The organism is Burkholderia sp. MSMB1588 (assembly GCF_001546925.1).
GTDB lineage: Bacteria > Pseudomonadota > Gammaproteobacteria > Burkholderiales > Burkholderiaceae > Burkholderia > Burkholderia humptydooensis.
In genome coordinates this window covers 636,851-662,664 of the sequence record NZ_CM003770.1, presented here as the reverse complement: position 1 = coordinate 662,664, position 25,814 = coordinate 636,851, and the positions used below count along the sequence as shown (strand labels likewise).

Below are 25,814 nucleotides of genomic sequence, written 5' to 3'. Positions count from 1 at the left end.
TCGCCGCGCGGCTCAATGCGTGATTCGGTGCTCGGGCTCGACGCTCTGCGCGCCGCGCGGCGGCTCGCTGGCCGCGCGGCGCGCCGCTTCCGCGCGCGCCCAGAACGCGTCGAGCGCCGGATGGATCGAGCGCCGCCAGTGCGGGCCGAGAAAGAGGTCGTAGTGATCGCAGTCCGGCTCGGTGATCCGCTCGCGCGCGGCGTCGGGCACCGCGTTGCACAGCTCATGCGCGGCGTGCGTCTGGCCGGTGCCGGCGATGTCGTCGCGGCCGCCTTCGATCGTGCAGAGCGCAGTGCGCGTGAGCTGCTCCGGCGCGACGCGGCGGCAGCCGATCGACCAGCGGCCTTGCGCGAGCAGCCGCTCGTGAAAGATCACGCGGATCGTGTCGAGGAAATAGCGCTCGGTCATGTCGAGCACCGCGCCATATTCGTTCATCTCGCGCAGGCAGCGCGCGGCGGACGCGAGATCGCCCGTCATCCACGCGGCCCAGTAGCGGCTTTCGAGCGACACGCGCCGCTGCGGATGCGCCACGACGATCGCCGCGTGCTGGATGAAGCCCGGATAGACGCGCCGCCCCGCGCCCGCATACGGCGGCGGCACGACGTCGATCGCCGCGCGGCGGAACCAGTCGAGGTCGTGTTCGAGCGCGAAGCGGTCGACGAGCGTCGGGTGCGAGCGCGTGTCGATCGGGCCGCCGAGCAGCGCGACGCTCGCGACGTGGACGCCGCGCGCCGCAAGCAGCGCGGCGGCCGCGAGCGCGGGCACCGTCGCCTGGCAGACCGCCATCACGTGCAGCCTGCCCTCGTCCGCGCCGGCGATGAAGTGCTCGAGCGTGCACACGTAGTCGTCGAGGCCGAACGCGCCCGCGTCGGGCGGGACGTCGCGAGCGTTGCGCCAGTCGGTCACGTAGACGTCACGCGTCGCGAGCATCGTCTCGACGGTCTCGCGCAGCATCACCGCATGGTGGCCGGCGAGCGGCGTGCACAGAAAGACCGCGGAGCGCGCGGCCGCGCCGCCGTCGAGCCGGCGGGAGAACTTGCGCAGCGCGCAGAACGGCGTGTCGTCGACGATGCATTCGTCGACCGGGACGGCCGCGCCGTCGATCGCGACCGATGCGATCGCGAACGGCGGCGGCGCGGGGACCGCATCGGCCGCGCGCGCCATCGGGCCCCATGTCGGCCAGCCGGCCGGGCGCGCGCTCGCGCTCGCGTGCTGCGCGGCGCCCGCCCACGGCTGGCATGCGCGGAAGAATTCACGTTGCGCTTCGAGCCACGCGTACAGCATCGAACCTCCTTGCTGGCGGTACGGGGACACACTGCCGCGGCTGTCGCGGCGCGCGCGGGCGCGGAGCGGCAAGCGGCTGGGGCGCTTCCGGCACCGAAGCGGCCGCCTTCGCAAAGCGTGCCGGAGACGGCGGGCGCGCGCGGATTCGCTTGCCGCGGTGCTGCGCGTCCGACGCGCATCGGATTGGGACAGCATAGGCCGGCGAACGCCGCATCGCCAGATTAAAAGCCGGGTGCGGCGGGTCATTGACGATAGTCAAGCAGATCGCGGCCGGGCGCCCCGGCAGCCGAGCGTTCCCGCGGCGGGGCGCGATGTGGCGGCGGGGCGCGATGACGGCGGCGGTCGCCGGCGCGCGATCGTTCGACGCAGGGCGTTGCAGCGGCGCGATCGCGGTGGCATCGTGGCGTGAACGCGCTTCGCGCGGAGGGCGGCGCGCGGAAACGGAAGCAGAAGCAGAAACGGAAACGGATCGCCGCCGATCGCCCGGACACGCGCCCGCACGCGGAGCGCCGCGCGGCGAAGCGGAAATCGCAGCTTCAAGGCAAACCCGGCAGGCAACACGGCACGCATCGCCCCGCCGTCGCCGCGCACCGCGCGACGGCCCGATGCGGCAACGCGAAACGCGGAGGACCCGATGGCAGCGTTCGACGAACATCAACTCCAGGTTCTGGGCGCCCTGCTGCGCGCGTGCAGGCAGGCGCTCCAGGCGGACGTGCGCGCAGGCGAGCGGCAGCGCGCCGACGAGCCGTATGCGAACCTCGCGGGCCCCGCGCCCGACGAAGGCGACGAGGCGAACGCGGATCTGTTCGTCGACGTCGGCCATGCGCTGATCGGCATGAAGCTCGCCGAGCTGCGCGACGTCGATGCGGCGCTGCAACGGATCGCGCGGCGCGACTACGGCTTCTGCACGGATTGCGGGCAGCCGATCGCCTACGAGCGCCTGCTCGCGCGCCCGACCGCGTTGCGCTGCGCATCGTGCCAGCGCGCGCACGAGCGGCGGTTCGCGACGCAGCCGAGGCCGTCGCTGTGAGCGGCGCCGGCCGTTCGTACACCACGCGCGCTACGCGCGCCGAGCCCGCCGCGTTCGCCGCGCGCGGCGTGGCGACGGGAGGCGCCGATGCGTGAATTCGACTATCTGCTCATCGGCGGCGGCATCGCGAGCGTCAGCGCCGCGCGGACGCTGCGCGGCGAGGACGCGTCGGCGAGCATCGCGATCCTCTGCGGCGAGCCCGTGCTGCCGTATCAGCGCCCGCCGCTCAGCCAGGAATTCCTGATGGGCGCCGCGCAGCCCGCGAGCATCACGCTGCATGACGCGGCGTTCTACGCATCGCAGCGCATCGACATCGTGCTCGACGCGCGCGCCGAGCACCTCGATCGCGCGAAGCGGATCGTGCGCGCGTCGAACGGCGTCGCATACCGTTACCACAAGCTGCTGATCGCGACGGGCGCGAGCGCGAAGGTGCCCGAGCTGCCCGGCATCGGGCTCGACGGCGTGCACGTGCTGCACACGGTCGCGCAGGCGCAGGCGCTGAAGGACGCGAGCGCGCACGCGCGCCGCGCGACGGTGCTGGGCGGCGGTTTTCTCGGCGTCGAGATCGCCGCGACGCTGCAGGCGCTCGGCCTGCAGGTGACGCTCGTCGAGCACGCGCCCGATGTGATGCCGACGCTGCGCGCGCCGGCGCTCGCGAGCCATTTCGACGCGCTCTGCAAGGCCCGCGGCATCGAGGTGCTGACGAGCCGCGAGGTGCGCCGCGTGCTCGGCGACGCGCGCGTCGAGGCGGTCGAGACGAGCGACGGCGGCACGCGGCCGTGCGATCTGTTCGTCGCGGCGGTGGGCGTCACGCCGAACTGCGGCTGGCTCGACGGCAGCGGCCTCGTGCTCGGTGATGGGGTCGAAGTCGACGCGTTCCTGCAGACGGCCGATCCGGACGTGTTCGCGGCGGGCGACGTCGCGCACTTCGGCGATCCGATTTTCGGCGTGCGGCGGCGGATCGAGCACTGGGACAACGCGGTGCGGCAGGGCAGGATCGCCGCGCGCAACATGCTCGGCCGCCGGCTGCCGTATCGCGACGTGTCGATTTTCTACGGCAGCGTGTTCGGGCTGTCGTACAACCTGCTCGGCTATCCGGCCGGCGCGACCGAGACGATCGAGCGCGGCTCGTTCGAGGATTCCTCGTACACGCTGCTCTATCTCGCCGACGACGTGCTGCGCGCCGCGTTCACGATCGACCGGCCGGCCGGCGAGATCGCCGCGCTGAACGATGCGATCCGGCTGCACGTGAACGTCGCCGCGCAGAAGTCGAAACTGAGCGATCCGAACTTTGCGCTCGACAGGCTGCCGGTGCAGACGATCCTGATCCTGCAGGGCGGCGGCGCGCTCGGCGCGTTCGAGTGCGGTGCGATCAAGGCGCTCGAGCAGCACGGCGTGCGGCCCGACGTGATCTCCGCGGTGTCGATCGGCGCGTTCAACGGCGCGATCGTCGCGAGCCACCCGACGGGCGCGTCGAAGGCGCTCGAAGCGTTCTGGCGCGACATGTCGATCGCGCTGCCGCTGCCGCACGGCTCGCAGTGGCATCAGGCGTGGCTGTCGACGTATGTGCTGTCGTTCGGCGTGCCGAATTTCCTGAAGCCGCAATGGTCGCGGCTCGGCTTCGACGCCGATCGGCTTCGCGCGAAATGGACGAGCTTCTTCGACGCGTCGTCGATCGAGAAGCTGATCGAGCGCTACGTCGATTTCGATTCGCTCGGCATGAGCCCGACGCGCCTCTTGATCGCCGCGGTCGACGTGGAGACGGGCGAGCCGCGCATCTTCGACAGCTACGTCGATCGCCTGAGCCCCACGCATCTGCTCGCGAGCGGCAGCCTGCCGCCGGGAATGCCGTGGACCGTCGTCGACGGCCGGCCATACTGGGACGGCGGCGTCGTCAGCAACTCGCCGCTCGATCTCGTGATCGCGCGGTGCGGGCAGATCGGCGGACGCGTGTTCATCGTCGATCTGTTCTCGGGCACGAAGATGCTGCCGACGAACCTCGTCGAAGTGATGCTGCGCCGCGAGGAAATCGCGTACATGGACCGCGTTCGCAACGATCTGCGCTTCGAGGAATACGCGAGCGATTTTCGCGATCTCGTCGACGGCATCCTCGCGCACGTCGACGCGCCGGCCGCGAACGAGATCCGTCAGCAGCCGCTCTACATCCGGCTGATGGGCAATCGCGCGGCGATCGACATCGAGCGGATCACGCTGAACCGGGACGGGCGGCTGTCGTTCATCGAGGATTACGATTTTTCGTCGGACGCGATCGCGCAATTGCAGAAGCAGGGCTACGACGCGGCGCTCGCCGCGCTCGCGAACGGCCGCGCGCAGCGCCGGCGCGCGCATCGCGGCGCGTGACGTTTGACGTTTGACGTTTGACGTGTGACGTGTGACGTGTGACGTGTGACGCGCGCGAGGCGCTCGCGTCGCCCCGCACGCGCCCTCGCTCACGCCGCGGCGCGTTCCTCCCCGGCGCTGTCCCACTGCTGCTCGCCCGCCGCGGGCACGTGGCTCATCGCATGCTCGGCGAGCGCGGTGATCGTGAGACTCGGGTTGACCCCGAGATTCGCGCCGAGCACCGAGCCGTCGCAGACGTACATGTTCCGGTAGCCGAACACGCGGCTGCGGCCGTCGCACACGCCGTCGCGCGCGTCGTGCGCCATCGTCGCGCCGCCGAGCGCGCGCGCCGCCTTCCACGCGAAGTCGTTCGCGGCCGGAATGTACGCGGGGATCTTCGCGCCGGACGTCGCGAGCTGCTTCGAGAACGGCCAGACGTGGCGGCAGCCGACCATGCAGCCGCCGCAGCCGATGCACGACGTGCGCCCGGGGCCCGCGCCGCCGAAGTACGGATCGGCATGGCGCGTGCCGGGCGCGTCGGCGTCGTCGCCGAAGAACACGCCGACCTCGGTCGGATAAAAGCTCTTCTCGGCGCCGATACGCTGCCGCCAAAGCCGGAGCCGATCACGACGTAGTCGTAATCGCAGGACTGCTGCTTCATTCGGTTCACCTTTTTGATGGTTCGAACCGGCCGGCGTGCGCGACGGTGCGCGAGCGGGTTCGTCTCCCTGTTTTCCTGCTGTCGCGCGATGCGGCGCACGACGCGCGCACACCGATCCGATCCGCGTATTCCCGCGCGAACCCCGCGGTGTCGAGCGCCTTGCGCCGAGCATCGATTCGAAACGCGGTGCGCGCGATAGCGCGTTGATTTCCCGCTCGTTTGCGCGGCGATTCAAACAGCGGCCGGCGGAGCTCTCAGCGCCTGCGCGATGCACGGCCGCCATGCTTGCGCGGTTCCTGATTCATCGCGAACGCGCGTCACGCCGGCGCGTGCTCGGCGCACTCGACGATCGCGCGATGCGTGACGACGATCTGCTCGCGCAGCCAGCGCAGGCCGGGCTGAGCGTCCTGCTGCCGATGCCAGATGAGGCTCACCTGGATCGGCGCGATGTCGATCGGCAGCGGCGCGATCTGCAACGCATGGACATCGGCGAACCGCTCGGCGAGCCGGCGCGGGATCGTGCCGAGCAGGTCCGATTTCGCGACGAGCGCGGGAATCGTCAGATAGTGCGGCACCTGCAGATGCACGACGCGCCGCACGCGCGCGGAGCCGAGCACGATCTCGAGCGGCGAGCCGCGCCTGTCGCGCGGCTGGATCGACACGTGCCCGCTTTCCTCGTAACCGCGCAGCGCGAGCCCGCCGGCGAACGCCGGATGGCCGGCGCGCCCGATCACGACGAGATGCTCCTCGTGCAGCGGCTCGTAGCAGAGCTCGGGATTGTCGAAATGCAGATAGTCGATCGCGAGATCGAGCGTGCCCGTCGTCAGTTGCGCGGGAATCGAGCCGGCGTCGTCGCTCTGCACCGAGAGCATCACGTTCGGCGCGCGCGACTTGATGTGCGCGAGCAGATCGGGCAGCAGCACCGTTTGCCCGTAATCGTTCATCGACAGCTTGAACAGATGATGCGTGTCGGGTTCGAAATCGGCTTGCGGGCCAAGCCCGATCTGCAGCAGATACAGCGCCTGACGCACCGGCTCGTACAGCGCGCGCGCCTGTGCGGTGGGCGTCATGCCGCGCGCGGTGCGCGTGAAGAGCGACTCGCCGAGCTGCTGGCGCAGCCGCGTCAGCGCATTGCTGACGGCCGGCTGGCTCATGTGCAGGCGCACCGCGGCGCGCGACAGGTTCTGCTCCTGCATCAGCGCGTCGAACACGAGCAGCAGGTTCAGGTCGAGCTGTCGCAGATTCTGGATCATTCGGTGGCGCTCCGGAAGGGTTGCATGCCGCGCGCGGGGCGCGTCGACCATCTGCGCCGGGACGTCGTGCGCAACGAGCCCGGCGCGCCGTGGCAGGCGCGCGCCGCGAACGCGGCCGGCAGCCTGAGCATCCTGCCGACCGACGAGTGTCGCTGCGGCGCGCATGGAACGCGTTTCGTCCGCACGCTGCACTACCATTCGCCGAGCCCGCTGCTGCGGCTCGCGAACGCGCTCGTGATGCGCAGGCGCGTCGAACGCGAGTCCGCGCATTCGCTGACGCTGCTGAAGCGGCGGCTCGAAGCCGCGCCCCGCGACGCATGATATCGAACGCATGCTTCGCGCTTCACGGCGCGCCTGTCGCCGCTTTCCGCGCGCTCACGCCCAGAGCCGCCGCGTCGCCACTTTCCCGAGCCCGCGGCGAATGCTGCCCTCGAGCACGTGCCGGACGAGCGGCGCGACGAACGGCACCTTGCCCTCGAACGTGATCACGTAATGAAAATACGTGCGGCGCTCGTCGATCGGAACGAAGCGCATCACGCCGAGATGGTCGCGCAGCGGGCTGCCGCGCGTGATCCGGTATTCGATCCGTTCGTTTTCCTGATAAGCGGTCACCGTCTCGACGAACGGCGGCGCACCCGGCACGCGCATCTCGCGCGCCGAGCCGACGCCGTTGCGCGCGGGCTCGCCGTCGCTGATCCGGCGGATTTTCGCGGGCGAGAAGATCGACTTGAGATTCTCGTGCTCGCTGAAGAAGCGGAAGACCTGCTGAACCGGGGCGTCGAACTCTTCGGCGATTTCTATGCGTTGCTGTTTCATATGAAGCTCGCGTTTCGAGGGTGGAGGGCGGCCGGTGCGCAATCGAGCAGGGCATCGCCCGGCTGCGCGCCGGCCGATGCTGCGGTGCGCCACGGCAGCCGGTCTCGTCGCACACGCAATGACAATGACATCGATCAATGTAATCGTCAATCGGGACGATCGCCGCGCATCGCCGTGCGGATGCGGGGCCGAGTCGCGGACGAGCGTCGCGCGTCGCGCGACGGAGACGACGGGAAGCGACGGCAAGCAACAATGAAGCGAACCGTCAGCGCCGCGGCACCTCGCAATCGACGTACTCGATGTAGCCGCGGCCGCTGTATGCGCGGCCTTTGGTGAAGCCGTCGAAGCGATAGCTCGCGACATACCCGCGCCCATGGCCGAAGCGCCAGGGGCTGTCGATCGTGCCGCGCAGTTCGAGCCACGGCCGGCCCGCGCCGTCGCGCGCGGTCCACGGCAGCCGTTGTGGCAGCCGCATGCGCCGGCCGTCCGGCGCGTTCGCGAGCTCCGGCCCGTATTCGTCGACGACGAACGCGACGCCGCGCTCGTGGATCTCGGCCGCGCCGTCGAGCGCGCGCAGATGGATGCCCTTGAACGCCTTTTCGCCGAGCACGCGGACTTCGGTCAGCAGCAACTGGACGCCTTCGCCGAGGTTCACGATCTGGTACGTGAAGAAATCGAGCGGCAGCTTCCAGCGCTCGCCGAGCGGCTTCGCGAACCACGCTTGCGGCGTCGTCATCCGTGCGTATTCGAACGTGCACAGCGTGTAGACCGGCATCGTGCGGCCGCCGTGGCGGATCGTGCCCGAGCACGTCGCGAGCAGGCTCAGATGGTCGTATGCGACGTTGCGGACGAACCACGAGACGATGTCGGTGCAGTCGATCGCGACGTCGAGGCCGAAGTGCGCGTAGTCGGCCTTCACCGTGTAGCGCGGGTACGCGCCCGCGATCGTCAGGTCGCCGCCGAACGCGACGACCGTGTCCGCGCGCCGTACCGCGCATTCGCGCGCGATCGAATACGCGCGATAGTGATGCGCGCCGTCGGCGGCCGTCGACGACAGCACCGTCGCGACGTCGCGCGGATCGCCGTCGGTCAGGTAGTCATTGTCGAACGCGACGCTGCCCGTCGCGCCGAGCAGCGTCATCACGTTGCAGTACCGGTGCGGTTCCGGCAACTCGGGAAAGAAGATGCCGTAATGCGTGAGCCCGTAGCGCTTGTCGCGCACGTGCGGCACGAGCATGTCCGGCGTGACGAACGGACGCGTCGACGCATCGGCCGCGCGGTCGATTCTCGGCAGCAGCGCAGTGACGACAATGCGCGCGAGCGCCGACATCAGCGGGTTCGTGCGCGTCGCGCAGGCGGGCGGCGCGTTGTCCGGGGCAAGGATCGAGTTCATGAGCAAAAGCAGTCGGTGGCGCGCCGCAGGCGACGAAGTCGTGACGATTCGGAATCCAGATGATGTCGCGCGCGGGCGGTCTTCATGTCGTGAATGAAGCGGACTTCGCGCGAACGGTCGAGACGGAATGCGCGCCGCCCAGCCAATAATTACATCAATCGATGTAACGTTCTGGAGAGTCTAGGACGAAACGCGAAACCGCGGAAATTGATTGTGGTGATAAGCGATATTCGAATCGCGATGCGCCGCCGTTTTCCCCGCGTCGGCGGGCGGACGCAAGCGCATAACTCGTGACGAGAGTGGGGGCATCGCGCACGGCGCGCGCCGCTCGTGCGACGCGCGAATGCCGGGCGGGTTCGCGCGCGCGCTCGCGCCGCGGCGCTTGCGCATCGCACAAAAACGAACTCGACGAACACGCGTGCCGCATGCACGGCAACATGCCGCGCGATATCGCGCCCGCAGCATCCGCCACGCGCGACCGACGCCACGCGAACGAGCGTGCTAAACGATCTCATAACATTCCGGCGTCCGTTTGAAAATCGGGGCGACTCCGGGGCCGAAGAAGCTTTCACCATGCGCGATAACTTTGTTACGCTCTGCGGCGAAGCGTGCGACAAAATCAAACGTGGAGACAATTGAATGAGCCAGTACGGGCCATTGCGATTGCATGTGCCGGAGCCTACCGGGCGTCCGGGATGCAAGACCGATTTTACTTACCTGCGCCTGTCGCCAGCCGGCAAGGTGCGCAAACCCCCCATCGACGTCGCGCCCGCCGACACGAGCGACCTGGCCTATGGCCTCGTGCGCGTGCTCGACGAGCACGGACGAGCCGTCGGGCCCTGGGCGCCCGACATCGATCCCGACATCTTGCGCAAAGGCATCCGCGCGATGCTGAAGACGCGCATCTTCGACGCGCGCATGCAGATCGCGCAGCGCCAGAAGAAGATCTCGTTCTACATGCAGTGCCTCGGCGAGGAAGCGATCGCAGTCGCGCACACGCTCGCGCTCGAGCGCGGCGACATGTGCTTTCCGACGTATCGGCAGCAAGGGATCCTGATGGTGCGCGACTATTCGCTCGTCGACATGATGTGCCAGTTGATGTCGAACGCGCGCGATCCGCTGAAGGGCCGCCAGTTGCCGGTGATGTACTCGTCGCGCGACGCGGGCTTCTTCTCGATCTCGGGCAATCTCGCGACGCAGTTCATCCAGGCGGTCGGCTGGGCGATGGCCTCGGCGATCAAGGGCGACACGCGCATCGCTTCCGCGTGGATCGGCGACGGCGCGACGGCCGAAGCCGATTTCCATACCGCGCTCACGTTCGCACACGTGTACCGCGCGCCCGTGATCCTGAACGTCGTCAACAACCAGTGGGCGATCTCGACGTTCCAGGCGATCGCGGGCGGCGAGGGCGCGACGTTCGCCGGGCGCGGCGTCGGCTGCGGGATCGCATCGCTGCGCGTCGACGGCAACGACTTCCTCGCCGTCTACGCCGCGTCCCGCTGGGCGGCCGAACGCGCGCGCCGCAACCTCGGGCCGACGCTGATCGAATGGGTCACGTATCGCGCGGGCCCGCACTCGACGTCCGACGATCCGACCAAGTACCGCCCCGGCGACGACTGGACGCACTTCCCGCTCGGCGATCCGCTTGAGCGCCTGAAGCGCCACATGGTCGGCCTCGGCGTGTGGTCCGAGCAGGAGCACGAGGACACGAAGGCCGCGTTCGAGGCCGAGGTGCTCGCCGCGCAGAAGGAAGCGGAGCGCTACGGCACGCTGGCCGACGAGCACGTGCCGAACGTCGCGAGCATTTTCGAGGACGTCTACAAGGAGATGCCCGCGCACTTGCGCCGGCAGCGCCAACAGCTCGGGGTTTGACAGCGATGACGACAGCAGGCAAAGACGGTCCGGCGGCTTCGCCGATGACCATGATCCAGGCTTTGCGCTCGGCGATGGACGTGATGCTCGAGCGCGACGGCAACGTGGTGGTGTTCGGGCAGGACGTCGGCTATTTCGGCGGCGTGTTCCGCTGCACCGAAGGACTGCAGAACAAGTACGGCAAGTCGCGCGTGTTCGATGCGCCGATCAACGAAGGCGGCATCGTCGGCGCGGCGGTCGGGATGGGCGCGTACGGGCTGCGCCCCGTCTGCGAGATCCAGTTCGCCGACTACTTCTATCCGGCGTCCGACCAGATCGTGTCGGAGGCGGCGCGGCTGCGCTACCGGTCGGCGGCCGAGTTCATCGCGCCGCTGACGATCCGCATGCCGTGCGGCGGCGGCATCTACGGCGGCCAGACGCACAGCCAGAGCCCCGAGGCGATGTTCACGCAGGTGTGCGGGCTGCGCACCGTGATGCCGTCGAATCCGTACGACGCGAAGGGGCTGCTGATCTCGGCGATCGAGAACGACGATCCGGTGATCTTCCTTGAGCCGAAGCGGCTCTACAACGGCCCGTTCGACGGCCACCACGATCGGCCGGTGACGCCGTGGAGCAAGCATCCGGCGAGCCTCGTGCCCGACGGCTACTACACGGTGCCGCTCGATTCGGCGGCGATCGTGCGCGCCGGCGGCGACGTGACGGTGCTCACCTACGGGACGACCGTTCACGTGTCGCTCGTGGCCGCCGCGGAAACCGGCATCGACGCCGAGGTGATCGACCTGCGCAGTCTGTGGCCGCTCGATCTCGACACGATCGTCGAATCGGTGCGCAAGACGGGGCGCTGCGTCGTCGTGCACGAGGCGACGCGCACCTGCGGCTTCGGCGCGGAACTCATCTCGCTCGTGCAGGAGCACTGCTTCCATTGGCTCGAAGCGCCCGTCGAGCGCGTGACCGGCTGGGACACGCCGTATCCGCATGCGCAGGAATGGGCGTATTTCCCGGGCCCGAACCGGGTCGGCGACGCGCTGCGGCGCGCGATGGAGAATTGACATGGGCATCCACGTCATCAAGATGCCGGACATCGGCGAAGGGATCGCGGAGGTCGAGCTCGGGCTGTGGCACGTGAAGATCGGCGATCGCGTGAAGGAAGACCAGGCGATCGCCGACGTGATGACCGACAAGGCGTCGGTCGAGATTCCGTCGCCCGTCGCGGGCGTCGTCGTCGCGCTGGGCGGCAAGGAAGGCGACGTGCTGCCGGTCGGCAGCGAGCTCGTGCGGCTCGAAGTCGAAGGCGACGGCAATCACAAGGGCGAGCCCGATGGCGCGGCGGCGAACGGCGACGCGCGCGGCTCGGCCGCGGCGCGGGAGCGCATTGCCGACGCGGCGCATGCGCATGCGCATGCGGGCGCGGCAGCCGCGCGAAGCGAGCGCGATGCCGGCGACGACCGCGACGACCGCGAAGCGCGGAGCGCCGCGCACGCGGCATCGCCCGCCGCCGCGCAATCCGCCGCGCGCGAGAGCGCCTCGCCGCCGCCCGCACGCCGGCCGGGCGAGCGTCCGCTCGCGTCGCCCGCGGTGCGCAAGCGCGCGTGGGATCTCGGCGTCGAGCTGCGCTACGTGCACGGCACGGGCGAAGCGGGCCGGATCCGGCACGAGGATCTGGACGCCTTCCTGCAAGGCCGCGGCGCGGCCGAGTCGCGCGCGCGCGGCGGCCATGCCGCGTACGCCGAGCGTCACGACGAGGAAGCGGTGCCCGTGATCGGCCTGCGCCGCAAGATCGCGCAGCGGATGCAGGACGCGAAGCGCCGGATTCCGCACTTCAGCTACGTCGAGGAGATCGACGTCACCGAGCTCGAAGCGCTGCGCGCCGAGCTGAACCGCAAGTACGGCGATGCGCGCGGCCGCCTGACGGTGCTGCCGTTCCTCGCGCGCGCGATGGTGATCGCGCTGCGCGATTTCCCGCAGATCAACGCGCGCTACGACGACGAAGCCGGCGTCGTCACGCGTCACGGCGCGGTGCATCTGGGCATCGCCACGCAGAGCAAGGCGGGCCTCACGGTGCCTGTCGTGCGCCACGCGGAGGCGCGCGATCCGTGGGCGATCGCGGCCGAGATCGCACGGCTCGCGGACGCGGTGCGCGCGGGCCGCGCGGAGCGCGACGAGCTGTCGGGCTCGACGATCACGATCACGAGCCTGGGCGCGCTCGGCGGCATCGCGTCGACGCCCGTCATCAATTCGCCCGAAGTCGGCATCGTCGGCGTGAACCGGATCGTCGAGCGGCCGATGTTCCGCGGCGGCGCCGTCGTCGCGCGCAAGCTGATGAACCTGTCTTCGTCGTTCGATCATCGCGTGGTCGACGGCATGGATGCGGCCGAGTTCATCCAGGCCGTGCGCGCGCTGCTCGAGCAACCCGCCCTTCTTTTCGTGGAATGAGCCGATGAGCGACACCAGGACAACAACCCTGCTCGTGATCGGCGGCGGGCCCGGCGGCTATGTCGCCGCGATTCGCGCGGGGCAGCTCGGCGTGCGCACGATCCTCGTCGAGCGCGACAGGCTGGGCGGCACGTGCCTGAACATCGGCTGCATCCCGTCGAAGGCGCTGATTCACGCAGCGGGCGAATTCGACAAGGTGCGCGGCTTCGCCGGCGATTCGCCGCTCGGCATCCGCACCGAGGCGCCCGCGATCGACATCGCGCGCACGGTGGCGTGGAAGGACGGCATCGTGAAGAAGCTGACGGGCGGCGTCGGCGCGCTGCTGAAGAAGAACGGCGTCGAAGTCGTGCACGGCGACGCGCGCGTCGTCGACGGCAAGAACGTCGACGTCGACACGGGCGACGGCGCGCGCGTGCGTATCCAGTGCGAGCATCTGCTGCTCGCCGCGGGCTCCGAGCCCGTCGAGCTGCCGGCGATGCCGTTCGGCGGCAACGTGATCTCGTCGACCGAGGCATTGTCGCCGGGCAGGCTGCCGAAGCGGCTCGTCGTCGTCGGGGCCGGGTACATCGGGCTCGAGCTGGGCATCGCGTACCGCAAGCTCGGCGTCGACGTGACCGTCGTCGAGGCGCGCGAGCGCATCCTGCCGATCTACGATGCGGAGCTGACGAAGCCCGTCGCCGCTTCGCTCAAGCGCCTCGGCGTGCGCGTGCATCTCGGCCACGAGGTGCTCGGGCTGAACGCGCGCGGCGATGCGGTGCGCGTGCAGGACGACGCGCACGCGCAAACCGAGCTCGCCGCCGACCAGGTGCTCGTGACGGTCGGCCGCCGTCCGCGCACGCAGGGCTGGGGGCTCGAGACGCTGCAGCTCGACCGCGCGGGCGCCGCGCTGAAGATCGACGACATGTGCCGCACGTCGATGCGCAACGTGTGGGCGATCGGCGATCTGACGGGCGAGCCGATGCTCGCGCATCGCGCGATGGCGCAAGGCGAGATGGTCGCGGAGCTGGTTGCCGGCAAGCGGCGCCATTTCATGCCCGCCGCGATTGCGGCGATCTGCTTCACCGATCCCGAGGTCGTGTCGGCCGGACTCGCGCCCGACGAAGCCGAGCGCGCGTTCGGCGCATGCCTGAGCGCGTCGTTTCCGTTCGCCGCGAACGGCCGCGCGCTGACGCTCGAAGGCGCGGACGGCTTCGTGCGCGTCGTCGCGCGCCGCGACGATCACGTGATCGTCGGCTGGCAGGCGGTCGGCGTGGGCGTGTCCGAGCTCGCGGCCGCGTTCTCGCAATCGCTCGAAATGGGTGCGCGCCTCGAGGACGTCAGTGGTACGATTCATGCACATCCGACGCTCGGGGAAGCGGTGATGGAAGCCGCACTTCGCGCGCTCGGCCACGCGTTGCACATCTGAAGCACGCATTCGCGATCGCGCGCGCCGCGCGATCGCGTCCGACATCAACGACGCCGGGACGCGTCGCGATCCCGGCCATCAGGCACAGAGGCGAGCGAGGGCGAATGGCGATCTCCAACATCCACTACGACGAAAACTAAGCGGTACGGCGACGTGCCGGACGCGTTCGCGCGTCGCGGGCTGCGCTGGCCGACGCGTTTCGTTCGCCATTCCGGCGCGCGCCGCCGGTGCGCGGCATCGTGCCTCGCGCCGGCGGCGCGCCGCTTGAGCGAACGCAGCCTCTGCCGCGCGCGTCGCGCGCGTTTTCGCATTCGGTGCGCCGTGCCGGCGTACCGGTTCCAGCCCAGATAACGAGGCCCGCCGGGCACGCCGGCGTCCGATTCGCCCGCGCATCGCGCGGGCGTGCCCTTCCTTTTCCCTTTGCTCGACTCCGCTTGACGGCGGCAGCGTCGCTGCCGCGCGACTGATCACCACCGATGGCCGCCGGTGGCCGTGATGCAGGAGCAATTCTTTTCTTTCCCGACTCCGCACGACGCGTTCACGTCACCGTTCGCAATTTGACCTGTCGCCATGAGCCGCCCGGTCGTCGTGCGCTTTGCGGCTGTCGGGCCAAACCGCCATCGCCTTCCCACCCCAACCAATGGATCGGCGTCATGGCTCGACAATCCACCTCTGTTCCTTTCGAACCTTCCTCTTCCGACCTCGCGCGCACGCGCGTCGGCATCGTCGACGGCAAGCGCATCTCGCTCGGCGTGCAGGGCGACGCATTGCGCGGCTTCGTGCTCGAACGGCGCTGCAAAAGCCCCGGCGAGCCGGTGTCGACGCAGCGCGTCGGCCTGCGCGACCCGGCGGCCGTCGCGGCGTTCGTCGAGCACGACCCTTATGCCGCGCAGCTAGGGATCGACTACCGCGCGTTGCTCGACGTGCATCGCGCAGCAGGCGATGCGGGCCTGCACGGCGCGCTCGCTGTGCATGATGCACGGCATGCGCATGCCGCGAACGACGCATCCGGTGCATACCGCCCAGCGGAGCGCGCGGCCGCCGCACCCGCCGCACTTGCCGCACCCGCCGCGCAGCCGGAATTCGCGGTCGAATGCGAGCACGACGGCGCGCTGCTCGCGCTGATGCGATGGATCTGCGCGTCATGCGGTGCGACGCAGTGCTTCTATCACTGGTTCGTCGTCGACGAGGACACGGGCGAGTTCACGACGCACGATCTGCTGATCGGCGGCGCGCCTGCGTGGGCGCAGCGCTACGTGCACCAGCACTGGTATCTGAACGATCCCGCCGTCGCGCACGCGCGCGACAACACGCAGCCGTTGCGCGGCTCGGCGCTTGCCGAATTGCCGTCCGATCACTGGCTGAACCACTACGCGCAGACGCAGGGGCTCGGCAGCAACGTGTTCTTTCCCGCGCATCGCCGCGACGTGTCGACGTTCGGCTTGCTGCACGTCGCGACGCCGCTGTCCGCGCCGCACGGCGAGGACGCGCTGTGGCGCAACCGGCGCGTGCTGCGCGGGCTCGCGAACGAGATGCTCGAATGGCGCGTCGTGCGGCGCCGTCGCGAGCTCGCGCAGGAGCTGTCGCTCGCCGCGCAGGACGTGCTGGCGCTGCGGCTCGTCGCGCGCGGCGGCGGCGCGCGCCACGTCGCCGAGGAATTGCGGCTCGACGAGCGCGCGGTCTATCAGCTCTTCACCGCGATCAACCGCAAGATGGACAGCAAGCACATCAAGAGCAGCGCGACGAAGGCGAAGCGCCTGGGATTGCTTGCCGAAGGCTATATCTCGAAATGAGCGTAAGCATGCTTGCCATATGCCGTAAACGATCTAAGTCATTACGCGGGCGTTTTCCGTTAGCCTGTATCGCACGCATCGGCCGTCACGCGCGATGCGTCGCCGGACGAACGCCGCGCACGCGCGCGGCGCGTCGCGCGGATGCGCCGTCAGGTTGGCCGCTGCATCCATCGGTTCACGATTCAGGTTGAATGCATGACGAAGTGCGTTCGATGCGGGCCCGAACCGCGCCGGACGCCGAGAAACAGAAACGGGCAGATTCGAACGAGAGGCAATTGGACGACGAGGGGCCGGTAGTCGTCGACGAACGGGCGCGCGCATCGGCGCACGGATGCGCGGCCCGCCGTTCGCCCGCCCGCCGGCGCGCGATGTCGCTGAATCGCGACGACAAGCGACGCCTCGCAGCGAGGATTCGATCAGATGGCGACAGACACCGGATTGGCGCGGCGGTTATCGCGTGTTGCGCACGGCGCGGGAAAGCGCGCGCTGTCGATCGTGGCGGCGGGCGCGGGCCGCGCGGGCTATTCGGTCGACGCGCGCATCGCGTCGGCCGGGCCGCTGTACATCGGCGGCGGCTGGTTCCTGATCGGCGGCGCCGCCGCGCGCTCCGGCACATCCGAATTCGCGTTGTTCGACGACCGTTTCGCGGCGACCGCCCGATATCAAAAGGAGGAGACGTAATGGCGAGCCCCTGGACCGAGCGCGCATCGCGCGCCTCAAGCGACGCGCACGCCGCATTCGAGCGGCCGGCGCCCGAGCGCGAACGGCGCGACGCATCGCGCGCCGAGCCGCGCGCATCGACGCCGCATGCACACGCATCGGCGCCGATGCGCGCGGCATCTTCCGCGCCCGCGCCGGATGCGCTCGCGCAGCATTTCAAGGCCGCGATGCGCCGGCTGACGTCGACGGTGTCGATCGTCGCGACGCGCGACGCGTGCGCCCGCTACGGCATGGCGGCGACCGCGGTGAGCGCGCTCACCACCGAGCCGCCCGCGATCCTCGTGTGCATCAATCGCGCGGCGACGCTGCATGCGCCGCTGATGCGCGCGCGCCGGTTCTCGCTGAACCTGCTGCACGAACGCCAGCTCGACCTGATCGCGCCATTCAGCGGCAAGCTCGATCACGACGCGCGCTTCGCGCACGGCGAATGGCGCGACGCGCACGGCGTGCCGATGCTCGCCGGCGCGCAGGCGACGCTGTGGTGCGCCGTCGACGGCGATTTCAGCTACGGCAGCCATACGATCGTGATCGGCCGGGTCGATTCGGTGCTGGTTGCCGGGCCCGTCGCGCCGCTGCTGTGGCAGGACGGCGCGCCGTGCGCGGCGCGCGCCCTGACCCCATGCTTGCACGATGCGCAATGACGCCGAGCGGGCGAGGGAATTCCTGCACAAATGCGAAACGCTCATATAGACTCCAATGCGAATCATCCGATGGTTCCATGGCCGCAGCGCGGCGCGCCGACACGCGCCGGATTGTTGCGCTGCAAAGTCTTCGATCGTTCAGACGCTCGCGTGCGGTGCGGGCGCCAAGCGCAATCGTCGCGCGCATCCGAGGGCCGGCGACATGCCGCTTGCCGCGCGACGCGCCATTGCATTCGCGATGGCGCACGCTTGCGGGCGTCGTGCGATCGAGGATGCGACGCCGTATCGACTAAAACGAATCGCGCTGTCCGCGTCGCGCTCGCGCCGTGGATAGCCGCCATAACAGGAGCGGACATGTTTGCACCCGAAACGCATCGACGCGACGGATCCCCACGTTTCTTCAATCCGATGATGATCGCCGTGATCGCCGGCGCGCTCGTGATGAGCGCGGCGATGGGCGTGCGGCAAACCTTCGGCCTTTTCATCGGGCCATTCTCGTTCGACCACGGCTTGCCCGTGACGACGATCGCGTTCGCGATCGCCTTGCACAACCTCGTCTGGGGCGCTGCGCAGCCGTTCGCGGGCGCGGCCGCCGACCGCTACGGCGCCGGGCCGCTCGTCGCGATCGGCGCGGTCGTGTTCGCGCTCGGCCTCGCGATCGCCGCGGTCGTGCCGACGGGCGCGATGCTCGTGCTCGGCATAGGCGTGCTCGTCGGCATCGGGATCAGTTGCACGAGCTTCGGCGTCGTGCTGACCGCGGTCGGCCGCGGCGCGCCGCCCGAAAAGCGCAGCATGGCGATGGGCATCGCGAGCGCGGGCGGCTCGCTCGGCCAGGTCGCGCTCGTGCCGGTCGCGCAGTGGTTCACGTCGCATTCGGGCACGATGGTGGCGCTGTTCGTGCTTGCCGGCTGCATGATCGCGATCGCGCCGCTCGGCGTGCTGCTCGACCGGAACACGCGCGGCAGCCATGCGGTCGTGCACGAGACTGCGGCCGTATCGCTGAAGGACACGCTGTCGTACGCGGTGCGGCATCGCGGCTATTGTCTGCTGACGCTCGGCTTCTTCACCTGCGGATTCCAGCTCGCGTTCATCGGAACGCACTTGCCGAACTATCTGCTGCTCTGCCACATGCCGGTCGGGCTCGGCGCGACCGCGCTCGCGCTGATCGGCCTGTTCAACATGGCGGGCAGTTGGGCGTGCGGCTGGCTCGGCGGGCGCTACCGGCAGCATCACGTGCTCGGCTGGCTGTACCTGATTCGCGGCGCGGCGATCGCGCTGTTCTTCCTCGGGCCGAAGTCCGCTACGTCGGTCGTCGTCTTCGCGGCGATCATGGGGCTCACGTGGCTCGGCACCGTGCCGCTGACGAGCGGGCTCGTTGCGAAGGTGTTCGGCACGCGGCATCTGGGCACGCTGTTCGGCGTGTGCTTCCTGAGCCATCAGATCGGCTCGTTTCTCGGCTCGTGGCTCGGCGGCTACGTGTTCGACGCGACGGGGTCGTACACGCTGATCTGGGCCGCGACGGCGCTCGCCGGGCTGTTCGCGGCGCTGCTGCACTTCCCGATCAACGACGCGCCCGCGCATGGCGGCGCGGCGGTCGCGCGGGCTTGACGCAGGGCGGCGCGCGAGGCGTCGGCGCCGCGAATGCGGACGCAATCGCGCGCGCCGACTCGAACATGGACCCGAATACCCGCGCGAGCGGCTCGCGCACGATACGACAACCCGTATGACGAACGCCTCGACGCCCTTCCCGACGATGAACGCACCGACTGCGCTGCCGCTCGGCGAACGCGACGCGCACGTGTGGTACGCGCGCACCGCTGCCTGCGACACGCCCGCGCTGCACGAGCGCTATCGCGCGCTGCTGAGCGCCGACGAGCGCGAGCGCCTCGAACGCTTCGCCTTCGATCACCTGAAGCTCGAATATCTCGTGACGCGCGCGTTGTGCCGCACCGTGCTGTCCGCGTATGCCGGCGACGTCGCGCCCGCGCAATGGCGATTTCGCGCGAACGCGCACGGCCGGCCGGAAATCGACGCGGGCGATGCGCGGCCGCCGCTGCGCTTCAATCTGTCGAACGCGCGCAGCATCGTCGCGTGCGTCGTCACGCGCACGGCCGACGCGGGAATTGACGTCGAGGAGCGCGCGCGCAGCAACGATCTCGACGGCATCGCCGCATCGCACTTCTCGGCGAGCGAGCGCGCGGCGTTCTTCGCGTTGCCGCCCGACGAGCGGCGCACGCGCTTCTTCGAGCTGTGGACGTTGAAGGAGGCGTACATCAAGGCGCGCGGCGTCGGGCTGTCGATCGATCTCGGCGAGTTCTCGTTCGCGCTGCCCGCGCAGCCCGTGCGCATCGCATTCGATCGGCACGTCGGCGACGACGCGAGCCACTGGCAGTTCGCGTTGCTCGACGTCGGCGCCGAGCATCAGATGGCGCTCGGGATTCGCGACGCGCACGCGGCGGCGCGCCCGTTCGACATCAGGATGCGCGAGATCGTGCCGGACCCGGCCGCGAGCGCGCGCTGCGCGGCCGCGCTCGGCTGAGCGCGCAGCGCGCACCGAAAGCAGGACGGCCGCACCGTACACGGATCGGTCGCGCGAATTTATTTAGTATCGCGAACTGACGGGCGATGTTCGCCCGACGTTCGAGACAGGCGCCGTCGCACGACGAAGTCCGGGTTCGTCGGACGACGGCGCCGCGAGGCTGCGGCGTGGTGCGCGGCCTTCCCGGGCGCGCGGCCCGAGCGGCGTGATGCGCCGCCGCGTTCGCGCGCGCTGTTTGAACGTTTCGATAGAGCCTTCCCATGACCAGAAAACACATCCATTTCGGCGTCCTGATTCAAGGGGCGGGTGCGAACATGAACGCATGGAAACATCCGAGCGTGCCCCCGGACGCGAGCATCAACTTCGATTTCTACGTCGATCGCGCGCGCCGCGCGGAAAGCGCCGGCATCGCGTTCGCGTTCATCGCGGATTCGGCGTACGTGACGCCGAAGTCGGCGCCGCACTTCCTCAACCGCTTCGAGCCGATCTCGCTGCTGTCCGCGCTCGCGGTCCTCACGTCGAAGATCGGCCTTGTCGGCACGATGTCGTCGTCGTACAGCGAGCCGTACAACGTCGCGCGGCAGTTCGCGTCGCTCGATCTGATCAGCGGCGGGCGCGCGGGCTGGAATGTCGTGACGTCGTCGATCGAGGGCACGGGCAAGAACTACGGCCGCCCGCATCCGGATCACGCGCAGCGCTACGCGATCGCCGAGGAGCATCTCGACGTGGTCCAGGGCCTGTGGGACAGTTGGGACGACGACGCGCTCGTGCGCGATCGCGCGACCGGCCAATTCTTCGATCCGGACAAGCTGCATCGCCTCGATCATCGCGGCCGCTTCTTTTCGGTCGAGGGGCCGCTCAACATCCGCCGCTCGCCGCAAGGGCAGCCGGTGATCTTCCAGGCCGGCTCGTCGGACGACGGCATCGGCTTCGCGGGCCGCTACGCGGATGCGGTGTTCTCGAACGGCAGCACGTTCGACGAAGCGCGCGTGTTCTATCGCCGAGTGAAGGCCGCCGCCGCCGCCGCGGGCCGCGATCCCGATCACGTGAAGGTGTTTCCGGGCATCGGCCCGATCGTCGGCGCAACGCAGGAAGACGCGGACGACAAGTATCGGCAGGTGCGCGAGCTGCTGTCGCCGCGCGAGGCGCTCACGTACCTCAGCCATTTCTTCCAGCAGCACGATTTCAGCGTGTATCCGCTCGACGGCCCGTTTCCCGACATCGGCAATCTCGGCAACGACGGCTTCCAGTCGACGACCGAGAACATCAAGCGGCTCGCGCGCGAGCGCAAGCTGACGCTGCGCGAGGTCGCGTACGAAGTGTCGACGCGGCGCTCGAACATCGGTACGTCGGAGGCGTTCATCGGCACGCCGGACAGGGTCGCGGACGAGATGATCCGCTGGGTCGACGAGGGTGCGGCGGACGGCTTCATGCTAGGCCTGCCGGTGACGGGCTTCGGGCTAGACGATTTCGTCGACCGCGTGCTGCCGGTGCTGACCGCGCGCGGCTACTTCGATCCGGTGCGGCGCGGCGCGACGCTGCGCGACCACCTCGGGCTGCCGTACAAGGAGAGTCGCTACGCCCGTGACGCACAGGTTGCGGCAATTTAGCTAAACTGGCCGCCGGCGCGGCGTGCAGGCGCGCATGCCGCCAACCCGGGCGCACGGCCGACTGAAGCGCTCCGATCGCCCGCAACCTGTCGATGGCGCCGCCGCCCGCGTGCGGCGGCGTGCTCATGGAGGCGATCATGAAAGTAGGCTTCGTTGGCATCGGCGTGATGGGGCTGCCGATGGCGCTCAATCTCGCGCGCGCCGGAACCGGGCTCGTCGTGTGGAACCGCACGCGCGAGCGTTGCGAGCCGCTGCGCGCGGCCGGCGCGCAAGTCGTCGATTCGGTGGCCGACGTCTATCGGCACGCGCGCATCGTCATCCTGATGATGGCGACCGACGCCGCGATCGACGCGGTGCTCGGCCGCGGCAAGCCCGCGTTCGCGCGCAACGTCGCACAACATACGATCGTCCAGATGGGGACTGTGTCGGCCGAGTATTCGCGCGGCCTCGAGGCCGACATTCGCGCGGCGGGCGGCCGCTATGTCGAGGCGCCGGTGTCCGGCTCGCGCAAGCCGGCCGAAGCCGGGCGGCTCGTCGCGATGCTGGCGGGCGAGCCGGCCGCCGTCGACGAGGTGCGAGCGCTGCTGGCGCCGATGTGCCACGAGATCGTCGTGACGGGGCCGGTGCCGACCGGCCTGCTGATGAAGCTCGCGATCAACACGTTCCTGATCGCGATGGTGACGGGGCTCGCCGAGGCCGCGCACGCGGCGCGCGGCTTCGGGCTCGACATGAAGCAGTTCCAGGCGGCGCTCAACGCGGGGCCGATGGCGAGCAGCGTGTCGCGCGTGAAGATCGACAAGCTCGTCAACGAGGATTTCGACGTTCAGGCGTCGATCACCGACGTGTTCAAGAACAGCCGGCTCGCGACCGAGGCCGCGCACGGCGCGCATCTCGCGGCGCCGCTGCTTGAAGTCTGCTGCGAGCTGTATCGCGAGACCGAGGCGCTCGGGTACGGGCAAGCGGACATGGCGGCCGTCGTGCGCGCGATCGAGGCGCGCAGCGTCGCGCGGTACGCGGGCAGTTGACAACGCGCGTCTCGCCGCGCGATCGCTGCGCGACAGGCGCGCAGCGCGTCCGGCGCATTCATTGCTGCGCGGTTTCTCCATCGTGCTCGCGCATCAGCGCGAGCCGGTTGTACAGCGTCTTCAGGCTGATGCCGAGCGCCTTCGCGGTGCGCGGCTTGTCGCCGTCGAAGTACTTGAGCGACGCGGCGATGAAGCGCTGCTGCGAATGCGCGAGCGTCATGCCGAGCGGCAGTGTCATCGCGTGCTTGCGCACGTCGTCGCGCGGCGCGATCCGCCGCAGGGGCAACTGCTCGATCTGCTCGTCGGAGAGGATGTACGCGCGCTCGATCGCGTTGCGCAGCTCGCGCACGTTGCCGGGCCACGAATAGGTGCGCAGCGTCTTCAGCGCCTGCCCCGACAGCCGCTTGCGCGTGCGGTGCCGGGCGTTGAGCGTGTCGACGAGTTCCTGCGCGATGCCTTCGATGTCGTCCTCGCGATGCCTGAGCGCCGGCACGCGCAGCGCGAACACCGCGAGGCGGTAGAACAGGTCTTCGCGAAAGCGTCCTTCCTGCACCGCTTCGGCGGGATCGTGATGGGTCGCCGCGACGACGCGCACGTCGAGCGCGATCGGCTCGCTGCCGCCGACGCGCGTGATGCTGTTCGATTCGAGCGCGCGCAGCAGCTTCACCTGCAGATCGCGCGACATTTCGGCCACTTCGTCGAGAAAGATGGTGCCGCCGCGCGCGGCCTCGAAGAAGCCGATGTGCTGCGCGGCCGCGCCGGTGAAGCTGCCTTTCTCGTGGCCGAACAACTGCGATTCGGCGATGTCGCGCGGGATCGCGCCGCAATTGACCGGAACGAACGGACCGTGGCGGCGCGGGCTCATGTCATGCAGGAGTCTCGCGACGATATCCTTGCCGACCCCGCTTTCACCGACGATCAACACGCTCGCGCGAGTCCCGGCCACTTTCTCGACCTTGTGCAACAGCGCCTGGATCAGACACGAATTGCCTTGCAGCCGTCTGCCGTCACTGCTGGGTTGCGACATGAACCTCTCGCTGAGTGGGATATCCCCGAGGGGCCGTGCGGGCTCGCTCCGGTCGAACGGTGCCGGATGCGCCCGGCGCATGCATTTTTTACACAGAAGAAGCCTAGCGACTATTTTTCAACAATGAATTGAAATTTCCATGTCGACGATGGGACCGGATAGAAATATCCGATAACAGGTTTTGCCGCGGGCGCGTTTTCTATACTGTAATGAGCAACGCGCTTCGTCGCCGCGATCGAATCGTCGATCGCATCGCACATCGGCCGGCATCGTTCGGCTGCCTGATCGGATATGCGCCGGCATGCGGGCTCGTTCGTTGCTTGTGTCGGCGCGCAACGAATGAAGGAGCACGAATGCCCTGCATTCTCATCGTCGAGGACGATGCGGACACACGCGACATGCTGTCCGCGCTCGCCCACAGCCAGCAACTTGCCTGTGACACCGCGGCGACGCTGGAGGAAGCGCGCGCGCTGATCGCGGCGCACACGCCGGATCTCGTGCTGTGCGATCTCGTCCTGCCGGACGGCAACGGCATGGATCTGTTCGACGAGCTGCCGAAGGGCGCGCATGTCGAGATGGTGTTGACGACGGGGCACGCGAGCCTCGAGACCGCGATCGACGCATTGCGGCGCGGGGCGACCGATTATCTGGTGAAGCCGATCAACGTGCAGCGGCTGAACAGCATCTTCGCGCGCGTGCCGCGCACCGGCGTGCTGCACGAGGAGATCGCCGCGCTGCGCTCCGAGCTGCAGCGGCTCGGCCGCTTCGGCAGGCTGCTCGGCAGCTCGCCCGTGATGCAGGTGATGTACGACGCGATCGGCCGCGTCGCCGGCACCGAGGCGTCCGTGCTGCTGATGGGCGAATCGGGCACCGGCAAGGAGCTTGCTGCGCAGACGATCCACGATCTGAGCCTGCGCCGCAAGGGGCCGTTTCTCGCGGTCAACTGCGGCGCGATCGCGGCGAATCTCGTCGAGAGCGAGATGTTCGGCCACGACCGCGGCAGCTTCACCGGCGCGGACCGTCAGCACAAGGGCTTCTTCGAGCGCGCGGACGGCGGCACGCTGTTCCTCGACGAGATCACCGAGATGCCCGTCGAGTCGCAGGTGAAGCTGTTGCGCGTGCTCGAGACGGGGCGGCTCACGCGGCTCGGCTCCGCGCGCGAGATCGATGTCGACGTGCGGATCGTCGCCGCGACGAACCTCGACACGGAAGCGGCGATGGCGGACGGCAAGCTGCGCCCGGACCTGTATCACCGGATCAACGTGTTTCCGATCACGCTGCCGCCGCTGCGCGCGCGCGGCGACGACATTCCGATGCTCGCCGAGGCGTTCCTGCGGCAGCTCGGCGAAGAGAGCGGGCGCAAGATGCGCTTCTCGCCGTCCGCGCTCGCCGCGCTCGCCGAATACGACTGGCCGGGCAACGTGCGCGAGCTGCGCAACTTCGTGCAGCGCGCGTGCATTTTCAACGACGGCGACGTGATCGACACGCTGCCGCCGCCGATCATGGACGAAGTGGCGAGCGAGCCGGGCGGCGGGGGCGATTCGGTGACGGTGCCGTTCGGCACGACGCTCGAGGAAGTCGACAGACGGATCATCCTCGGCACGCTCGCGCAGTGCGGCGGCGTGAAGACGCACGCGGCCGACGTGCTCGACATCAGCCTGAAGACGATCTACAACCGGCTCGCGCAACGCGAAGAAGAGGAGGACGACAAGGCGAAGCGATGACGATGCGCGCGCCGTACACCGCACGCGATGCCGACGCCGCTACCGTTGCTGTCGCCGCGCCTGCCGGCGCGCGATGCGCTCGGTGGCCTCGACGACGCGCCGCATCGCGTCGACGCGCATCGGAATCGGCCGGCGTTCGCGCAGCGTCCACGGCAGGCCGGCGAGCGTGCGCCGCCAGCCGCGCAGGCCACCCGCTTCGCGCCAGACGCGCGGCGCGAGGCGCAGCGTGCGCGCGAGCTCGTGCTCGC

20 protein-coding genes and 3 pseudogenes are annotated in these 25,814 nt (G+C 69.3%); 15 read left to right on the top strand and 8 right to left on the bottom strand.

What is annotated here, in order from left to right; all coding sequences use genetic code 11:
* Positions 1–12: 12 nt before the first annotated feature.
* Positions 13–1,284 carry a polyhydroxyalkanoate depolymerase gene (phaZ, locus tag WS92_RS02795; protein WP_059934490.1) on the bottom strand — a complete coding sequence of 424 codons (1,272 nt, stop codon included), beginning with the start codon at positions 1,282–1,284 and terminating at the stop codon, positions 13–15.
* A gap of 634 nt (positions 1,285–1,918) precedes the next feature.
* On the opposite strand from phaZ, the gene WS92_RS02790 reads away from it, so the two are divergent.
* Positions 1,919–2,314 (top strand): TraR/DksA family transcriptional regulator, encoded by a 396-nt coding sequence (locus WS92_RS02790; RefSeq protein WP_059934489.1) that lies wholly within the window; start codon positions 1,919–1,921, stop codon positions 2,312–2,314.
* A gap of 87 nt (positions 2,315–2,401) precedes the next feature.
* Positions 2,402–4,675: an FAD-dependent oxidoreductase gene (locus WS92_RS02785; protein WP_059934488.1), complete on the top strand. Its 2,274-nt coding sequence runs from the start codon at positions 2,402–2,404 to the stop codon at positions 4,673–4,675.
* Positions 4,676–4,764: 89 nt separating this feature from the next.
* Here WS92_RS02785 and WS92_RS37075 read toward each other — a convergent pair.
* Positions 4,765–5,487, bottom strand: a pseudogene (locus WS92_RS37075) (GMC oxidoreductase).
* Between the two features lie 145 nt (positions 5,488–5,632).
* Positions 5,633–6,568, bottom strand: a complete 936-nt coding sequence (locus WS92_RS02775; RefSeq protein WP_006028278.1) for a LysR family transcriptional regulator BsrA — start codon at positions 6,566–6,568, stop codon at positions 5,633–5,635.
* A gap of 33 nt (positions 6,569–6,601) precedes the next feature.
* Between WS92_RS02775 and WS92_RS02770 the strand changes: the two are divergent.
* Positions 6,602–6,889, top strand: a pseudogene (locus WS92_RS02770) (SRPBCC family protein); the annotation flags it as partial.
* 54 nt (positions 6,890–6,943) lie between these two features.
* Here WS92_RS02770 and WS92_RS02765 read toward each other — a convergent pair.
* Together WS92_RS02765 and WS92_RS02760 are read right to left on the bottom strand one after the other, a co-directional pair.
* On the bottom strand, positions 6,944–7,384 hold the full coding sequence (locus WS92_RS02765; protein ID WP_006028277.1) for an SRPBCC family protein: 441 nt from the start codon (positions 7,382–7,384) through the stop codon (positions 6,944–6,946).
* Between the two features lie 265 nt (positions 7,385–7,649).
* A complete protein-coding gene (locus WS92_RS02760) occupies positions 7,650–8,777 on the bottom strand; it encodes a DUF6670 family protein (RefSeq protein ID WP_059934485.1) in 1,128 nt (375 codons plus the stop codon).
* Positions 8,778–9,416: 639 nt separating this feature from the next.
* Between WS92_RS02760 and WS92_RS02750 the strand changes: the two genes are divergently transcribed.
* The 4 genes from WS92_RS02750 to lpdA are packed head-to-tail and all read left to right on the top strand — an operon-like array spanning position 9,417 to position 14,487.
* On the top strand, positions 9,417–10,649 hold the full coding sequence (locus WS92_RS02750; RefSeq protein WP_009916083.1) for a 3-methyl-2-oxobutanoate dehydrogenase (2-methylpropanoyl-transferring) subunit alpha: 1,233 nt from the start codon (positions 9,417–9,419) through the stop codon (positions 10,647–10,649).
* Between the two features lie 5 nt (positions 10,650–10,654).
* Positions 10,655–11,698 carry an alpha-ketoacid dehydrogenase subunit beta gene (locus WS92_RS02745; protein WP_009916082.1) on the top strand — a complete coding sequence of 348 codons (1,044 nt, stop codon included), beginning with the start codon at positions 10,655–10,657 and terminating at the stop codon, positions 11,696–11,698.
* 1 nt (position 11,699) lies between these two features.
* On the top strand, positions 11,700–13,082 hold the full coding sequence (locus WS92_RS02740; RefSeq protein ID WP_059934484.1) for a dihydrolipoamide acetyltransferase family protein: 1,383 nt from the start codon (positions 11,700–11,702) through the stop codon (positions 13,080–13,082).
* A gap of 4 nt (positions 13,083–13,086) precedes the next feature.
* Positions 13,087–14,487, top strand: a complete 1,401-nt coding sequence (gene lpdA / locus WS92_RS02735) for a dihydrolipoyl dehydrogenase (protein ID WP_059934483.1) — start codon at positions 13,087–13,089, stop codon at positions 14,485–14,487.
* Positions 14,488–14,565: 78 nt separating this feature from the next.
* On the opposite strand, the gene WS92_RS37070 is transcribed toward lpdA, so the two are convergent.
* Entirely contained in the window at positions 14,566–14,961 is a 396-nt protein-coding gene (locus tag WS92_RS37070) for a hypothetical protein (RefSeq protein WP_009916074.1), read from the bottom strand.
* A 179-nt stretch (positions 14,962–15,140) separates the two neighbouring features.
* Between WS92_RS37070 and WS92_RS02725 the strand changes: the two genes are divergently transcribed.
* The 7 genes from WS92_RS02725 (at position 15,141) to WS92_RS02695 (ending at position 22,815) form a co-directional block, all read left to right on the top strand.
* Positions 15,141–16,280, top strand: coding sequence for an autoinducer binding domain-containing protein (locus WS92_RS02725; RefSeq protein WP_059934482.1), 1,140 nt, complete (start codon positions 15,141–15,143; stop codon positions 16,278–16,280).
* 420 nt (positions 16,281–16,700) lie between these two features.
* Entirely contained in the window at positions 16,701–16,961 is a 261-nt protein-coding gene (locus tag WS92_RS02720; RefSeq protein ID WP_059934481.1) for a hypothetical protein, read from the top strand.
* On the top strand, positions 16,961–17,641 hold the full coding sequence (locus tag WS92_RS02715) for a flavin reductase family protein (protein ID WP_006028268.1): 681 nt from the start codon (positions 16,961–16,963) through the stop codon (positions 17,639–17,641). The genes WS92_RS02720 and WS92_RS02715 overlap by 1 nt, the downstream gene beginning before the upstream one ends.
* A 354-nt stretch (positions 17,642–17,995) precedes the next feature.
* Positions 17,996–19,249, top strand: a complete 1,254-nt coding sequence (locus WS92_RS02710; RefSeq protein WP_015603460.1) for an MFS transporter — start codon at positions 17,996–17,998, stop codon at positions 19,247–19,249.
* Between the two features lie 115 nt (positions 19,250–19,364).
* Positions 19,365–20,180, top strand: a complete 816-nt coding sequence (locus tag WS92_RS02705; protein ID WP_059934480.1) for a 4'-phosphopantetheinyl transferase family protein — start codon at positions 19,365–19,367, stop codon at positions 20,178–20,180.
* A 260-nt stretch (positions 20,181–20,440) separates the two neighbouring features.
* Positions 20,441–21,790, top strand: coding sequence for an LLM class flavin-dependent oxidoreductase (locus WS92_RS02700; RefSeq protein ID WP_015602535.1), 1,350 nt, complete (start codon positions 20,441–20,443; stop codon positions 21,788–21,790).
* Between the two features lie 125 nt (positions 21,791–21,915).
* Complete coding sequence (locus tag WS92_RS02695) at positions 21,916–22,815, top strand: NAD(P)-dependent oxidoreductase (protein ID WP_167359329.1); 900 nt, start codon at positions 21,916–21,918, stop codon at positions 22,813–22,815.
* Positions 22,816–22,873: 58 nt separating this feature from the next.
* Here WS92_RS02695 and WS92_RS02690 read toward each other — a convergent pair whose 3' ends face one another.
* Positions 22,874–23,842, bottom strand: a complete 969-nt coding sequence (locus tag WS92_RS02690; RefSeq protein WP_015602746.1) for a sigma-54 interaction domain-containing protein — start codon at positions 23,840–23,842, stop codon at positions 22,874–22,876.
* A 353-nt stretch (positions 23,843–24,195) separates the two neighbouring features.
* Between WS92_RS02690 and WS92_RS02685 the strand changes: the two genes are divergently transcribed.
* Complete coding sequence (locus WS92_RS02685) at positions 24,196–25,566, top strand: sigma-54-dependent transcriptional regulator (RefSeq protein ID WP_059934542.1); 1,371 nt, start codon at positions 24,196–24,198, stop codon at positions 25,564–25,566.
* Positions 25,567–25,605: 39 nt separating this feature from the next.
* Here the strand turns inward: WS92_RS02685 and WS92_RS36275 are convergent.
* Positions 25,606–25,797 (bottom strand): annotated as a pseudogene (locus tag WS92_RS36275) (glycosyltransferase family 2 protein); the annotation flags it as partial.
* Positions 25,798–25,814: the final 17 nt, after the last annotated feature.

Bases quoted from the DNA above. Each gene is read 5' to 3' on its own strand.
- phaZ (WP_059934490.1), bottom strand. From the start codon at position 1,284: ATGCTGTACGCGTGGCTCGAAGCGCAACGTGAATTCTTCCGCGCATGC.
- WS92_RS02790 (WP_059934489.1), top strand. From the start codon at position 1,919: ATGGCAGCGTTCGACGAACATCAACTCCAGGTTCTGGGCGCCCTGCTG.
- WS92_RS02785 (WP_059934488.1), top strand. From the start codon at position 2,402: ATGCGTGAATTCGACTATCTGCTCATCGGCGGCGGCATCGCGAGCGTC.
- WS92_RS02775 (WP_006028278.1), bottom strand. From the start codon at position 6,568: ATGATCCAGAATCTGCGACAGCTCGACCTGAACCTGCTGCTCGTGTTC.
- WS92_RS02765 (WP_006028277.1), bottom strand. From the start codon at position 7,384: ATGAAACAGCAACGCATAGAAATCGCCGAAGAGTTCGACGCCCCGGTT.
- WS92_RS02760 (WP_059934485.1), bottom strand. From the start codon at position 8,777: ATGAACTCGATCCTTGCCCCGGACAACGCGCCGCCCGCCTGCGCGACG.
- WS92_RS02750 (WP_009916083.1), top strand. From the start codon at position 9,417: ATGAGCCAGTACGGGCCATTGCGATTGCATGTGCCGGAGCCTACCGGG.
- WS92_RS02745 (WP_009916082.1), top strand. From the start codon at position 10,655: ATGACGACAGCAGGCAAAGACGGTCCGGCGGCTTCGCCGATGACCATG.
- WS92_RS02740 (WP_059934484.1), top strand. From the start codon at position 11,700: ATGGGCATCCACGTCATCAAGATGCCGGACATCGGCGAAGGGATCGCG.
- lpdA (WP_059934483.1), top strand. From the start codon at position 13,087: ATGAGCGACACCAGGACAACAACCCTGCTCGTGATCGGCGGCGGGCCC.
- WS92_RS02725 (WP_059934482.1), top strand. From the start codon at position 15,141: ATGGCTCGACAATCCACCTCTGTTCCTTTCGAACCTTCCTCTTCCGAC.
- WS92_RS02720 (WP_059934481.1), top strand. From the start codon at position 16,701: ATGGCGACAGACACCGGATTGGCGCGGCGGTTATCGCGTGTTGCGCAC.
- WS92_RS02715 (WP_006028268.1), top strand. From the start codon at position 16,961: ATGGCGAGCCCCTGGACCGAGCGCGCATCGCGCGCCTCAAGCGACGCG.
- WS92_RS02710 (WP_015603460.1), top strand. From the start codon at position 17,996: ATGTTTGCACCCGAAACGCATCGACGCGACGGATCCCCACGTTTCTTC.
- WS92_RS02705 (WP_059934480.1), top strand. From the start codon at position 19,365: ATGACGAACGCCTCGACGCCCTTCCCGACGATGAACGCACCGACTGCG.
- WS92_RS02700 (WP_015602535.1), top strand. From the start codon at position 20,441: ATGACCAGAAAACACATCCATTTCGGCGTCCTGATTCAAGGGGCGGGT.
- WS92_RS02695 (WP_167359329.1), top strand. From the start codon at position 21,916: ATGGAGGCGATCATGAAAGTAGGCTTCGTTGGCATCGGCGTGATGGGG.
- WS92_RS02690 (WP_015602746.1), bottom strand. From the start codon at position 23,842: ATGTCGCAACCCAGCAGTGACGGCAGACGGCTGCAAGGCAATTCGTGT.
- WS92_RS02685 (WP_059934542.1), top strand. From the start codon at position 24,196: ATGCCCTGCATTCTCATCGTCGAGGACGATGCGGACACACGCGACATG.